The 13,230-nt window shown below is 38.3% G+C and carries 13 protein-coding genes; 9 read left to right on the forward strand and 4 right to left on the reverse strand.

Annotation, left to right across the window (positions count from 1 at the left end; genetic code table 11):
- Positions 1–65 precede the first annotated feature (65 nt).
- From CVS97_RS05790 to CVS97_RS05800, 3 genes are all read right to left on the reverse strand, one after another.
- Positions 66–1,397: an acetyl-CoA carboxylase biotin carboxylase subunit gene (locus CVS97_RS05790; RefSeq protein ID WP_072595397.1), complete on the reverse strand. Its 1,332-nt coding sequence runs from the start codon at positions 1,395–1,397 to the stop codon at positions 66–68.
- Positions 1,397–1,843, reverse strand: coding sequence for an acetyl-CoA carboxylase biotin carboxyl carrier protein (gene accB, locus CVS97_RS05795; protein WP_084041901.1), 447 nt, complete (start codon positions 1,841–1,843; stop codon positions 1,397–1,399). Before accB ends, CVS97_RS05790 begins: the two co-directional genes overlap by 1 nt.
- 109 nt (positions 1,844–1,952) lie before the next feature.
- On the reverse strand, positions 1,953–2,795 hold the full coding sequence (locus CVS97_RS05800) for a DUF3737 family protein (RefSeq protein ID WP_107785402.1): 843 nt from the start codon (positions 2,793–2,795) through the stop codon (positions 1,953–1,955).
- A 118-nt stretch (positions 2,796–2,913) separates the two neighbouring features.
- On the opposite strand from CVS97_RS05800, the gene dcd reads away from it, so the two are divergent.
- The 9 genes from dcd to CVS97_RS05845 all read left to right on the forward strand — a co-directional run bounded on the left by dcd (position 2,914) and on the right by CVS97_RS05845 (position 11,405).
- On the forward strand, positions 2,914–3,474 hold the full coding sequence (dcd, locus tag CVS97_RS05805) for a dCTP deaminase (RefSeq protein ID WP_021091674.1): 561 nt from the start codon (positions 2,914–2,916) through the stop codon (positions 3,472–3,474).
- Between the two features lie 5 nt (positions 3,475–3,479).
- Positions 3,480–4,067, forward strand: a complete 588-nt coding sequence (locus CVS97_RS05810; RefSeq protein WP_107785403.1) for a formyltransferase family protein — start codon at positions 3,480–3,482, stop codon at positions 4,065–4,067.
- 180 nt (positions 4,068–4,247) lie between these two features.
- Positions 4,248–5,243 (forward strand): UDP-N-acetylglucosamine 4,6-dehydratase (inverting), encoded by a 996-nt coding sequence (gene pseB / locus CVS97_RS05815; RefSeq protein ID WP_107785404.1) that lies wholly within the window; start codon positions 4,248–4,250, stop codon positions 5,241–5,243.
- Positions 5,240–6,352 (forward strand): UDP-4-amino-4,6-dideoxy-N-acetyl-beta-L-altrosamine transaminase, encoded by a 1,113-nt coding sequence (gene pseC, locus CVS97_RS05820; protein ID WP_107785405.1) that lies wholly within the window; start codon positions 5,240–5,242, stop codon positions 6,350–6,352. Before pseB ends, pseC begins: the two co-directional genes overlap by 4 nt.
- Positions 6,353–6,354: 2 nt before the next feature.
- The gene (gene pseF / locus CVS97_RS05825; protein WP_107785406.1) at positions 6,355–7,035 is read left to right on the forward strand and encodes a pseudaminic acid cytidylyltransferase; all 681 of its coding nucleotides are present in this window, start codon (positions 6,355–6,357) and stop codon (positions 7,033–7,035) included.
- Entirely contained in the window at positions 7,036–7,908 is an 873-nt protein-coding gene (gene pseG / locus CVS97_RS05830; protein WP_107785407.1) for a UDP-2,4-diacetamido-2,4,6-trideoxy-beta-L-altropyranose hydrolase, read from the forward strand.
- Positions 7,893–8,279, forward strand: coding sequence for a UDP-4-amino-4,6-dideoxy-N-acetyl-beta-L-altrosamine N-acetyltransferase (pseH, locus tag CVS97_RS05835; protein ID WP_234401423.1), 387 nt, complete (start codon positions 7,893–7,895; stop codon positions 8,277–8,279). Before pseG ends, pseH begins: the two co-directional genes overlap by 16 nt.
- A 76-nt stretch (positions 8,280–8,355) precedes the next feature.
- Positions 8,356–9,387 (forward strand): pseudaminic acid synthase, encoded by a 1,032-nt coding sequence (pseI, locus tag CVS97_RS05840; protein WP_107785408.1) that lies wholly within the window; start codon positions 8,356–8,358, stop codon positions 9,385–9,387.
- Positions 9,384–11,405: a motility associated factor glycosyltransferase family protein gene (locus CVS97_RS05845; protein ID WP_107785409.1), complete on the forward strand. Its 2,022-nt coding sequence runs from the start codon at positions 9,384–9,386 to the stop codon at positions 11,403–11,405. The genes pseI and CVS97_RS05845 overlap by 4 nt, the downstream gene beginning before the upstream one ends.
- A gap of 313 nt (positions 11,406–11,718) precedes the next feature.
- Here CVS97_RS05845 and CVS97_RS05850 read toward each other — a convergent pair whose 3' ends face one another.
- Entirely contained in the window at positions 11,719–13,224 is a 1,506-nt protein-coding gene (locus CVS97_RS05850; protein ID WP_107785410.1) for a flagellin B, read from the reverse strand.
- Positions 13,225–13,230 lie beyond the last annotated feature (6 nt).

Genomic DNA, 13,230 nt, shown 5'->3' on the forward strand with positions numbered 1-13,230 from the left:
TAAACTTAAAAATTTTAATATATTTAAGCCAAGATCTGCTTTTTGCAAATCCTGACTTAAAAATTTTAGTGTCTTGAAAGATAATTTGTATCGTAGTTATTGCTTAAAAAGTCTTTATTTTCCATCATGGCGATGTGAAAATCTTTTGTTGTTTTTATGCCATTTATTATGAGCTGATCAAGAGCTACTTTCATCTTATGGATCGCCCTATTTCTATCAGTATCCCAAACCACGAGTTTACCGATCATGCTATCGTAATATGGCGGTATCGAATAATCTTGATAGATATGACTATCCATTCTTACATTGCGGCCACCTGGGCAGACATATTTTGTGATCTTGCCAGGACACGGTGTAAATGTATTTGGATCTTCAGCTGTTATCCTGCACTCGATCGCATGACCTTTTAGCTCAATGCTCTCTTGTGATGGTAGCGCCTCGCCTTCAGCCACTTTTATCATAAGCTCGATGATATCAAGTCCGCTTACCATTTCGCTCACTGTGTGCTCAACTTGAAGTCTTGTATTCATCTCGATGAAGTAAAAGTCCAAATTTTTATCAACCAAAAACTCAAACGTACCAGCTCCCTCGTAGCCGATCGCTTTTGCCGCTTTTATGGCTGTTTCGTGAAGCCTCTCTCTTGTTTTTTCATCAAGTAAAATAGCTGGGCTTTCTTCGATCAGCTTTTGGTGGCGACGCTGCATAGAGCAGTCACGCTCGCCGATGTGAAGTACATTGCCATGGCTATCGCCAATTACTTGAACTTCGATGTGGCGTGGGTTTAGGATATATTTTTCCATATACATCGTGCCATCGCCAAATGCACTCATCGCCTCGCTCTCAGCAGACCAAAATGCTTTTTCTAAATCAGCCTCTTTTTCAACCACGCGCATACCACGTCCGCCACCACCTGCAGCAGCCTTTAAGATGACAGGATAGCCGATCTTTTTAGCTAGCTCTTTTGCAGCTTTTGTGTCAGCCACAGCGCCGTCTGAGCCAGGGATGACTGGCACGCCAGCTCTTTGCATGACCTGTTTTGCCTTGCTCTTGTCGCTCATCAAAGCCATCGCAGCAACGCTTGGTCCAATGAATTTGATCTTGTGGTGTGAGCAAATTTCAACAAAATTTTGATTTTCACTTAAAAAGCCATAACCTGGGAAGATAGCGTCTGCTTCGCTGATCTCAGCTGCGCTTATGATAGCTGGGATGTTTAGATAGCTGTCACTTGAGCGCTCTTTACCGATGCAAATAGCTACGTCGGCATATTTTACGTAAAGTGCGTCTTTATCAGCGGTTGAATAAACTACAACGGCTTCTTTACCCATCTCCTTTATCGTTCGCAAAGCACGAAGAGCGATTTCGCCTCGGTTTGCGATTAAAATTCTTTTTAATTCCATTAATTTTTCTCCACGCCAAATAACGGCAATCCAAACTCAACTGGCTGTCCGTCAGAGACTAGCATCTCAGTGATCTGGCAGTCAAACTCAGCCTCGATCTCGTTCATGATCTTCATAGCCTCGATGATACCTACTACATCGCCTTTTCTTACTCTTTGACCTACTTTTACAAATGGAGCAGCGCCTGGACTTGGAGCAGCGTAGAAAGTACCTACCATAGGAGATTTTATGCTATCTTTTGGCGAGTTTGCAGCTGGTTTTACCTCTGAATTAACGACTACATTTACAGGTGCTGGAGCTGGTGCTTGTGCTGCTGGTTTAGCAGGCGCGCAATAATCTGAAAATTTTTCAAGCTCTACCTCAAAATCGCCACTTTTTATTTTGATATGATTCATCTCCATATCATTAAAAAATTCGATAAGCTCTTTTATATCTTCTTTTTTCATAGAAATTTCTCCTAAATTTTTATATAAGCGTCTAATTGTAGCGAAAATTAGATAAAAAATTTTTTTATGAAGCAAAAACGAGAACTCAAAGTTACTCTTTTTTGCTAAGTTATTTTTCAGTAATAATTATCTTAATGCCTTTAGTATCCACTAAATTTTCATTGATGATGATTTCATCTATCTTTGCTGCCCTTATCACGCCACTTTTTGGATTTTTTATACTTTTTATCGCTCCGCTTGTGCTCACATCGACACTTGAATACTCAAACGCAAGACTTGTATCCATAAAAATGCAATCTTTTACGACCAAATTTTCCACGTAGCAAAGGGCTTGCAAGCTCTTTATCGTGCAGTTTATGAGCGTTACATTTTTTGAGTTCCAAGCCAGATATTCGCCTGAGATTAGGCAATTTTGTGCGATCACGTTTTCGCAGTTCCAAAAAGCATCTTTTGAGATAAGTTTTGAGTTTGTGATATGGACATTTTTACAACCATCAAAGCAGTAGTTTCCGTCTAAATTTAGCCCATCAATCTCTAAATTTTCGCTATTTGCTCCAAAGTAATCGCCTTTTGCAAAAACATTTTTTATCTTCACATCCGCGCATCCCCAAAGTGTTTCACTAGCATCTGAAAAATTTATATTTTCTAATGAAATTTGTGAGCTTTTTCTAAAGCTTTTTGGAGCGTTGATGAGCGCGTCTTTGAAGCTTAAATTTGCACTGTACCACATGCCAGCTCTTGCTAGAGTCTCCAAGTATCCACCATTTAGCGTGATATCGCTTGCGTACCAAAGTGGGTATTTGTAGGCAAAAACGCACTCATTTAGCTTTAAATTTGAGCTGTGTTTTAGCGGCGACTCGCCATCTTCAAAGATGCAGTTTGTAAAATTTACGCTTTTTGTCCCAAACATCGCACGCTCGCCAGTAAAAATTTCTGCATTTTTCTCTTGCATTTTTGTCCTTTATTAATTTTTGCTGTTAAAATTATACTAATTTTCATCTAATTTATTCGCTTTACTAAATTTACTTTAAAGACGCAAAGCGTTATAATCGCCCAAAAAAGGAGCAAAAATGGGTTTAAAGTCAGACTCTTGGATAAGAAAAATGTCGGTTGAGAAAAATATGATCGTGCCATTTGCCGAGGAGCAAGTGGGTCGTGGCGTCGTTAGTTACGGCGTTTCTAGCTACGGCTACGATATCCGCGTGGGAGACGAGTTTAAAATTTTTACAAACATCGGTGGAACCGTAGTCGATCCGAAAAATTTCGACGAAAAAAACGTGGTCGATTTTAAGGGCGACGTCTGCATCGTACCGCCAAATTCTTTTGCTCTAGCGCGCACTATCGAGTACTTTAACATGCCTGATAACGTGCTAGCGATCTGCCTTGGCAAAAGCACCTACGCAAGGTGCGGCATCATCGTAAACGTCACACCTTTTGAGCCTGGATTTAAGGGGCACATCACGATAGAAATTTCAAACACGACGCCACTTCCTGCAAAAATTTATGCGAACGAAGGCATCGCGCAGGTGCTATTTATCGAGGGTGATGAGCCTTGCGAAGTGACGTATGCTGACAAAAACGGCAAATACCAAGCTCAAGAAGGCATCACACTGCCAAGAATTTTGAAGTAAAGACAATGAAAATTTTGTTTCTTAGCGAGGATAAAGAACTAGCTAAATTTTTAGAAGAAGATTCAAATACGCTAGTAAAAACAATAGAAAAAATAGATGAAGAATTTGTGCTAAAAAATAAGATAGATTTTATTCTGAGTTATGGCTATAGATATATTTTACCTTATGAGGTATTAAGACATTTTTCTGGAAGAGCAATTAATTTACATATTTCACTGTTGCCATACAATAGAGGAGCAGACCCTAATTTCTGGTCTTTTGTAGATAACACACCAAAAGGTGTTAGCATCCATTATATGGATACAGGGCTAGATACTGGAAAAGTCATAGCTCAAAAAAAGATAAATTTTGATGCATCGAAGGAGAGTTTTGCTACCAGTTACAATACTTTACAAGTAGAGATTCGGAAATTATTTAAGTCGTGTTGGCAGGAGATTAAAGCATTAAAGCCAGCTGACAACTCTAGCTGTCAAGCCATTGTTAACAAGGGCACCTATCATAGGGTGGCAGACAAGGAGAAGTATATGTATCTTTTGAAAGATGGCTGGGATACTAATATCGCATATTTTCTAAATAGAATAAAAAATATTTAAATTTAAAATAATTTTTATAAACCCTAAACAATAACGAAATTTTGACGAAATAGAAGCTAGAAAGAGCAAAGCTTTGATAAACAAATTTTAAATTTGGTACAGCTTTTGCTTAAAAATTTATAAAAAATAATTCAAATTAGCCATTTATAAATCAAAAAATGACTAGCAAAAAGGCATAAAATGTTTAACAACAAATCGATATTGATCACCGGCGGAACAGGAAGTTTTGGTAAAAAATACACCGAAATTTTGTTAAAAAAATATAACCCAAAAAGGCTAGTTATCTACTCACGCGACGAGCTAAAGCAATACGAAATGGCTCAAGTCTTTAAAGACAAAGCAATGCGTTTTTTCATCGGCGACGTGAGGGACTATAAGCGCTTAAGAACCGCGATGAACGGCATAGACTACGTCATCCACGCAGCTGCAATGAAACACGTACCAATCGCAGAATACAACCCAATGGAGTGCATCAAAACAAACATTGACGGCGCTCAAAACGTTATCGACGCCTCTTTGGAATGTGGCGTCAGCAAGGTAATCGCTCTCTCAACCGACAAAGCTTGCAACCCTGTAAATTTATACGGAGCCACAAAACTGGCAAGCGACAAGCTCTTTGTTGCTGCAAATAACATTGTTGGAGACAAAAAAACAAGATTTAGCGTCGTAAGATATGGAAACGTCGTTGGCTCTCGTGGCTCAGTCGTGCCACTTTTTAAAAAGCTGATCGCACAAGGAGAAAAGGAGCTTCCTATCACGCATGAGAAGATGACTAGGTTTTGGATCACGCTTGAACAAGGCGTAAATTTCGTCCTTAAAAACTTTGAGAGGATGAAAGGCGGCGAAATTTTCATACCAAAGATCCCGTCGATGACGATGGTCGATCTCGCAAAAGCCCTTGCACCAGACCTTGGCGTCAAGATCATAGGCATCCGCCCAGGCGAAAAGATGCATGAGATGATGATCTCAAGAGACGACGCGCATCTTACATACGAATTTGATGATTACTACGTTATTAGTCCGTCTATCCAGTTTTTAACAGCGCAAGACTTCTCAACAAATGCTCTTCATCAAAAGGGCAAACCAGTGAGCGAGGACTTTGAATATAGCTCAAATACAAATAAAATTTGGCTCGATAGAGCAGGCCTTCTTGAGATGATAGGAGATGCTAAATGATCCCTTACAGCCGTCAGCAGATCACAGAAGAGGATATCAAGGTAGTAGTAGATGCACTAAGAGATGACATCTTAACAGGTGGCCAAAAGGTTAGTCAATTTGAAGAGGAGCTGGCAAAGTATGTTGGCGTAAAGCATGTGATCGCTATGAACTCAGCCACTTCGGCCCTTCATGTAGCCTATCTAAGCCTAGGCGTAAAAGACGGCGATGAAGTGATCACGACGCCCATCACCTTTGCAGCCACTGCAAATGCGGCTTTGATGGCAGGAGCGCAGGTCAAATTTTGCGACGTAAAAGCAAATGGCAACATCGATGAAGAGAAAATTCCAGCTCTAATCACACCAAAGACAAAGGTTATAACTGCGGTTGATTACGGCGGTAACCCCGTGGAGCTAGATAAGATCATAAATTTAGCCAAAAAACACGGCATAAAAGTGATAGACGACGCCTCTCACGCCCTTGGTAGTGTGCAAAACGGCGTAAAAGTGGGCATTAAGGCTGATATTAGCATATTTAGCTTTCACCCTGTAAAGCCTATCACCACGCTTGAGGGCGGTGCGCTTGCTACAAACGACGATGAGCTTGCAAGGCTTGCAAGGCTTTATAGAAGCCACGGCATCACCAAAACAAAGCTTTGGGATAGCGACATGAGCCTGCTTGGATACAACTACAGGATCACAGACGTGGCCTGCGCTTTGGGACTTAGTCAGCTAAAAAGGCTGGACAGCTTTATCGCTAAAAGAAATGAGATAGCTAAATTTTATGATGAGAAATTTAGTGGGTGCGAGTATTTTAAAACTATAAAGATCCCAGCAAATACAACTAGCTCAAGGCACCTATATCCAGTGCTTTTGGATGAGAAATTTTGGGATAAAAAAGAGCAAATTTTTGAAGCGCTCTTGCAAAAAGGCGTTGGCGTGCAGGTGCATTATAAGCCAACATATAAATTTAGCTTTTACAAAGAGCTACTTGGCGAAATTTCACTACCAAATGCGGAGAAATTTTATAGCGCTGAGCTTAGCATACCATGCCACCATGGCATGAGCGTGGATGATGCTAAATTTGTTGCAAGCACGCTATTTGATGTGCTAAAAAGTTTTAGTGAGTAAAAATGATCTGCATTATCCCAGCAAGAGGCGGCAGTAAGAGAATACCTGGTAAAAATATCAAAGACTTTTTAGGCAAGCCCTTAATCGCATATAGCATCAAGGCTGCGCTAAATTCTAAAGTTTTTAGCGAAGTGATAGTAAGTACTGATGATGAAATGATCGCAAATGTGGCTAGAGAATTTGGAGCTAGCGTGCCATTTTTTAGAGATGCGAGCCTAAGCGATGACTACGCGACAAGCACTGACGTGATAAAAGACGCGATAAGACGCGTAAAATCTAGCTTTAGTGACGTCTGCTGCCTTTATGCCACAGCACCGCTTATAACGGCTGAAATTTTAAAAGAGGCCGCAGGAGAGTTTAAAAGGCAGGAATGTAAATTTTTATTTTCAGCGACTGCGTTTGATTTTCCTATACAAAGGGCGATAAAGCTTGACGAAAACGCTAGAGTTAGTATGTTTTATCCTCAGTTTGAAAAGACACGCTCACAAGATCTTGAGCCTGCATTTCATGACGCTGGGGCATTTTATTTTGGCAAAAAAGAGGCTTGGCTGGAGTGCAGTGCTTTGTTTACATCACACTCAAAGGCATATTTATTGCCAAGAAATTTAGTCTGCGATATTGATACACTAGAGGATTTTGAGTTTGCTAAGAAGCTTTATTTGATAAATAATGGAAAGATTTGATTGAAAGAATTTAAAGGACTCCCCCTGCTAAAAACGCTCGTGCGTGCTGATAGTAGCAGCAAGATAGGGCATGGGCACATTAGGCGAGACATTTTGCTTGCTAAAAAATTTAACGACATCTCATTTGCATCTTTGAGGCTAGATGGTGACATTTTTGATGAGATAAACTACTCTAAATTTAGCTTAACAAGTGGCGAGATAGATGAGCTTTGCGAGCTTATAAAAGATAATAAATTTGAACTTCTCATCATCGATCACTACGGCTTTAGCTTTGAAGACGAAAGAGCTATAAAAGAAAAAACTGGCATTAAAATTTTATCATTTGACGACACTTACGAAAAACATTTTGCAGACTACATATTAAATGTAAATTTGTATGCGCAAAAGGCAAGATATGAGGGGCTGGTAGAAAAAAGCTGTGAGGTATTTTGCGGAAGCGAGTTTTTGCTAGTTAGAGATGAGTTTTATGAAGAAGCTCAGGTAAAAAGGGAGAAAATTTACGACTATGCTATCATTCTTGGAGGCACTGATATCTCAGGGCTAAGTGCTAAAATTTCAGAAAAATTGCTTCTTAAAAACCAAAAAACAGCCGTCATAACAACAAGTGGAAATAAAAACTTAAGCGCCTTAAAAGAGCTATCAAGTAAGAGTGAAAATTTCAGCCTTTTTGTAGATAGTAAAAACGTAGCAAGGCTGATGAATGAAGCCAAAATGCTCATCATAACAGCAAGCTCGCTTGTAAATGAAGCTTATGTTTTGGGAGCCAAATTTAAAGCCATTTGCGTAGCGGATAATCAAAAAGAGATCTTTGCCTGGCTAAAAGAAAACGGATATGAAGCTTACTGGGGAGATGAAATTTGCTTAAGCTTATAAATTTTATCTCGCTTAATGACGAGCAAAAGCTGATGGTCTTAAAGTGGCGAAATGACGAATGTATAGCTAAATTTATGAAAAATAAAAGCGTTGGCAAAGAGGAGCATTTTGCTTTTTTAGAGAGATTAAAGAGCATTCAAGATAAGATTTATTTTTTAGTAAAAGACGAGAGTGAATTTATCGGAGTGATAAGCTTTGTTAATATCACAAAAGAAAGTTGCGAATTTGGCGTTTATAAAAACCCGGAGCTAAAAGGAGTGGGCAAAAAACTGCTTGATCTCATAAAAGAGTATGCATTTTTTACATTAAAGGTTGGCTCGCTAAAGGCAAAAGCTTATAATAACAACAAAAAAAGCGCTCGCGCTTTATAAAAATTTTGGCTTTAAGATCTATGCAAAAGATGGTGAGTTTAGCTATCTTGAGCTTAAAAATAAAACGGACTAACGGATGAAAATAGGAAATTTTGATACAGACAAAAAGGTCTTTATAATAGCAGAGCTCTCCGCTAATCACAGCGGCAGCCTAAAAACGGCAGTAGATACGATAAAGGCAGCCAAGCGCGCTGGAGCTGACGCGATAAAGCTTCAGACATATACACCTGATAGTTTGACTCTAAATTCACACCTGGACGACTTTGTCATTAAGGGCGGACTTTGGGATGGGAGAAATTTATACGAGCTTTATCAAGAGGCGCTAACGCCAAAAGAGTGGCACGTTGAGCTTTTTAAAGTAGCAGAAGAAGAAGGGCTTATCTGCTTTTCAAGCCCATTTTGCAAGGACGACGCCAACTTCTTAGAGCAGTTTAACCCGCCAGCTTACAAGATCGCAAGTTTTGAGGTAACGGACTATGATTTTGTAGAGTTTATAGCCAAAAAGGGTAGGCCCATCATCATCTCAACTGGCATAGCCTATGAAGAAGAGATAAGAGATGTGGTGCAAATTTGTAAAAATGCAGGCAATAGTGACATCGCTCTTTTAAAATGCACTTCAAGTTACCCAGCGCCGCTAAATAGCATGAATTTGCAAACTATAGCTGATATGAAAGAGAAATTTGGCGTAGAGGTCGGCTTTTCAGATCATACTTTAGGTGTGACAGCCCCAGTTGTTGCGGTTAGCCTGGGTGCTAGGATAATTGAAAAGCATTTTATACTTGATAAAAGCGTAAAAAGCGTTGATAGCGCATTTAGTCTTGATGAGAGCGAATTTACCCTTATGACAAAATGTGTTAGGGAGGCTGAGGAGCTTTTGGGCAAAGTAAGCTACGAGCTAGATGAAAAAGTGGTTTTAAACAGGAGATTTTCACGCTCACTTTATGCAAGCGCAGATATAAAAAAGGGTGAAATTTTTAGTGAGAAAAATGTAAGGAGCGTGCGCCCAGGGTATGGCCTGCACCCTAAATTTCTAAAAGAGCTAATCGGTAAAAAAGCAAAAAGAGATATAAAATTTAGCGAGAGATTAACAAAGGAGGATTTGATATGAATAACAAAAACGATAAGGCATCTAATAAAAAAGCGAAACCATCTAAAGATAATGTATCAAATATCCAAAATCCTATCTTTCAAAAAAATCTTCAAGCACTATTTCAGCAAGATGAAATTCTAGCAGCAAGGCTTTGGTCTATTGCTGGAAATGAAGACTATGAAATTTTTATAGGAAAAGATCCAATTGATATAAATTTAATAAACAAGCATACTTTTAAATATATCTATGAAAATCCTGGAGTAGACATTTTAAAGCTGCTTGAAGATATAGAAAGTAACTATAAACGTTATCCGATACTATTTTTTTATGGACTAGGCAATGGCGTGCTCTATAAAGCACTAGCAAAAAATGAAACACACCAAAAAATCGTAGTCATAGAGCCAGAGATCGAGATCATATATCTTGTTTTAAATGTTATTGATCTATCAAACGAACTAGAAAGTGGACAGATAATACTTTTTTATTCAAAATTTGCCACCTATACACATTTTTATTATCTGGTTACAGAAGCGAAACTAAACTCATATGCAAAAACCTATGATAATCTTATGATTCATATGCCTTTTTATGATCAGTTTGAAGAGGACTACATAAGAATAAACAAAGAGATTACAAGAGCATTTTCTCAAATAGTAGTTGCTCACGGCAATAGCATAGACGATCTTTTATTAGGCACAAGACAAAATTGTGAAAATTTAGTGCCCATGATTAGCAATTATTGCTACACAAGTCTTGTTAAAAAAAGATATGGTCTTATGGATACAGCTATAATTGTATCTACCGGTCCAAGCCTAGATAAACAGCTTAATACACTTAAAAAATTTGCTCCATATGTTAGCATTATAAGCGTTGATGCCTCTTATCCAATCCTTGCAAGGCATGATATCAAGCCTGATTATGTGATGTCGATTGAAAGAATAGAACCAACTTCTAGTTTTTTTGAAAAAAAATATCCAAATATTGATGACAATATACACTTTATTGTTGCCTCAGTTACACACAAGCAAACTATTAAAAATATCTTGCCAAGAAAACTAGTACTAACTATGAGGCCTCAACAAGAGGAGTATATGTTTGGCCTAAAAAGATATGGATACTTGGGCGTGGGACATAGTTGTGCAAACATGGCCTACCAACTAGCCTATGTCTTAGGACATAAAAATATCGTTTTTATAGGACAGGATCTAGCGTTTGGTAAAGATGGGGCGAGCCATGCGAAAGGTCATGCTTTTGCGCAAGCGGATGAAAATTTATATGTTAAAGCTTATGGCGGAGAGGGGGAGGTTAAAACAACATATGTTTGGACTCTATTTAAAAACCAGTTTGAAAATGACATCGCCCAATCAAGCCTAGAGAATATAAAATCATATAACTGTACCGAAGGTGGTGCTAGAATAGAAGGCACTATAGAAAAGCCATTTTTAGAAGTAATGCATGAGCTTTGCAAAGGCAAAGAGATTAAAAAACTGCCTAATATCAAAAAAGATAGCGAAACAACGGTAAATAAAAATCTTTTAAAAGCTTATAAAGTAATACTGGCAAAAATAAAGGCTCAAAGTGAAGTCAAACAACAAATAGAAAAAGTCTTTTTAGAAGTAGTGCCTAGTATAGATAAATTGCTTGAGCTCAATAAAGAAAATAAAATAGAAAAAAAGCACTTTGATGAGCTTCTTAAAATAACAAAAAAGATAGATAAACTAAAAGATGTAATCGCAAAACGTAATTATCAAAAATATGTAGATAATATATTGCAAATTTCAGTCTATTATCAAGAACTTGAGCTTGCAAAAATTTCTGTAGCACCAAGTGACACAACCATCCAAAAAACCAACAAGCTTCTTATGTGGGTAAATATGCACAAGTACTGGATGTTCTCCGCAGCTGGCGGACTAAATGCCGACATCGAAGTTACTAAAAAAGCTTCAAAAGCACTTGTTGCTGAGCTAAAAAAGAGAAAACTAATAACTAAAAACGAGATAGGAAAAGCGAAAGAAAATTTTATACTGAGTATATAAGCTAATTTGTAAGTAGAATTATTTTACTTACAGTCTTTTTATTTGGCTTACTAGTTTTAGTAAGCCTCTGTCACAATTATAAATTTATAACACAACCCATTATAAACCACTAGAGCAAAGATAAAATAGATACATTACTATTTATTTTAGTAGATAAAGCCCCAAAGTTAAACTCTGGGGCGTGGGTTTGCGTATTGTAAAAGCATTAACACTCTTAAGGCTTTGTTACTACTACAAAGCCTCTATCTAAAACCTTGATGAAACTATTGTAGTAGCTTCATTACGTTTTCGAGGAAACTTCACTCAGCTCCTACTATTGTAGAAGCTTCATTACGTTTTGTTGTACGCTGTTTGCTTGACTCATAGCATAAGCACCTGATTGAGCTAGGATGTTATGTTTTGAGAAGTTAGCAGACTCACTAGCAAAATCAACGTCTCTGATTTGAGATTCTGCTGATTTTACGTTAACTTGAGTTACAGTGATGTTATTAACTGTAGCTTGAAGTTGGTTTTGAACTGAACCAAGGTCTGAACGAACTTGATCAAGTGTTTTTTGAGCAGACTCAGCGATACTCATAACAGCCATTGCACCGCGAAGTGTCATAACACCAGCAGATTGAGCTACTGATAAAGCTCCACTCATTCTTTGGAAGCCCATAGCAGTTGCTAGGGTTTTATCTATTTGGCCTCTTATATCTCTTAATGATACTGATTGTTGAGCACCACCATTAGCAGAGAATGCTACTGATAGTTTAGTGCCACCACCACCATTTAGTTTAATATCTCTACCATCAAGACGAACTAGATTTAGTCTACCTACGAATCCAGTTAAAGATGTACCTTTAGCAGGTGCACCTTTACCGCCAAGACCTTTTGAGATATCTTTACCAGTTGCAACTATAGCACGACCATCACGGCTTGTTAGTACCATTTTGCCTGTTTCAGCATCAACAGAAGCTTCAACACCAGTTTGATCTTTTACAGAGTTGATAGCATTTACAAGTGCACCGTTTGCATCATTTGCTTTAACTTCTAGGTCACCTATTTTAACGCCGTTGATTGTTAAAGATTTGATTTCGCCACCGGCAATAGCAGCACTTGCTTTCCAAGTAACATCAGCTGTAGCTCTAACACCAGTTTTATCAGCAACTTTGTTGATATTCTCAGCTAGAGCACCAAGACCTTTACCGATACCTGTTGATATAGTAGCAGATGTAACGCCTACATCGTTTACACCATCAACGTTTAAGAATTTAAGATTTACTACATCCATCTTGGTAAGTAATTTTGAACTCTCGAAACGTGTAAGACCGATCTTATCAGACGTAGTCGCACCAATACTTGCTTTAACAGTTTGGTTTGAGTAAGCACCTATTTGGAATTCTTTATTAGAGAATGTTCCGTTTAGTAGTTGCTGACCGTTAAATGAAGTAGTGTTACCGATATTGTCAAGCTCTTCCATTAGACGAACGATATCAGCTTGCAATGCTTGGCGTGATTGAGTTGTTTGGCCGTCTTGAGCTGATTGAGTAGCTTTTGTCTTGATAGTATCAAGAATTTTTAGCTGCTCGTCCATAGCTTTATCGGCAACTTGAATGATACCAATAGCATCATTACCGTTTGCAATAGCTTGACCTAAAGCTGAAGCTTGACTTCTTAAGCTATCTGCAATAGATAGACCTGAAGCATCGTCTGCAGCTGTTTGAATCCTAAGACCTGAGCTAAGTTTGTTAAGTGACTTAGATAGGTCAGTGTTGTTGCTAACTGCGTTAGCGTGTGTGTTAAGTGCGTTTACGTTTGTGTTAATACGAAAACTCATTGTAAA

It is taken from the genome of Campylobacter concisus (genome assembly GCF_003049735.1).
GTDB lineage: Bacteria > Campylobacterota > Campylobacteria > Campylobacterales > Campylobacteraceae > Campylobacter_A > Campylobacter_A concisus_AN.

Coding starts and splice junctions, on each gene's coding strand:
- CVS97_RS05790 (WP_072595397.1), bottom strand. CDS start 1,397: ATGGAATTAAAAAGAATTTTAATCGCAAACCGAGGCGAAATCGCTCTT.
- accB (WP_084041901.1), bottom strand. CDS start 1,843: ATGAAAAAAGAAGATATAAAAGAGCTTATCGAATTTTTTAATGATATG.
- CVS97_RS05800 (WP_107785402.1), bottom strand. CDS start 2,795: ATGCAAGAGAAAAATGCAGAAATTTTTACTGGCGAGCGTGCGATGTTT.
- dcd (WP_021091674.1), top strand. CDS start 2,914: ATGGGTTTAAAGTCAGACTCTTGGATAAGAAAAATGTCGGTTGAGAAA.
- CVS97_RS05810 (WP_107785403.1), top strand. CDS start 3,480: ATGAAAATTTTGTTTCTTAGCGAGGATAAAGAACTAGCTAAATTTTTA.
- pseB (WP_107785404.1), top strand. CDS start 4,248: ATGTTTAACAACAAATCGATATTGATCACCGGCGGAACAGGAAGTTTT.
- pseC (WP_107785405.1), top strand. CDS start 5,240: ATGATCCCTTACAGCCGTCAGCAGATCACAGAAGAGGATATCAAGGTA.
- pseF (WP_107785406.1), top strand. CDS start 6,355: ATGATCTGCATTATCCCAGCAAGAGGCGGCAGTAAGAGAATACCTGGT.
- pseI (WP_107785408.1), top strand. CDS start 8,356: ATGAAAATAGGAAATTTTGATACAGACAAAAAGGTCTTTATAATAGCA.
- CVS97_RS05845 (WP_107785409.1), top strand. CDS start 9,384: ATGAATAACAAAAACGATAAGGCATCTAATAAAAAAGCGAAACCATCT.
- CVS97_RS05850 (WP_107785410.1), bottom strand. CDS start 13,224: ATGAGTTTTCGTATTAACACAAACGTAAACGCACTTAACACACACGCT.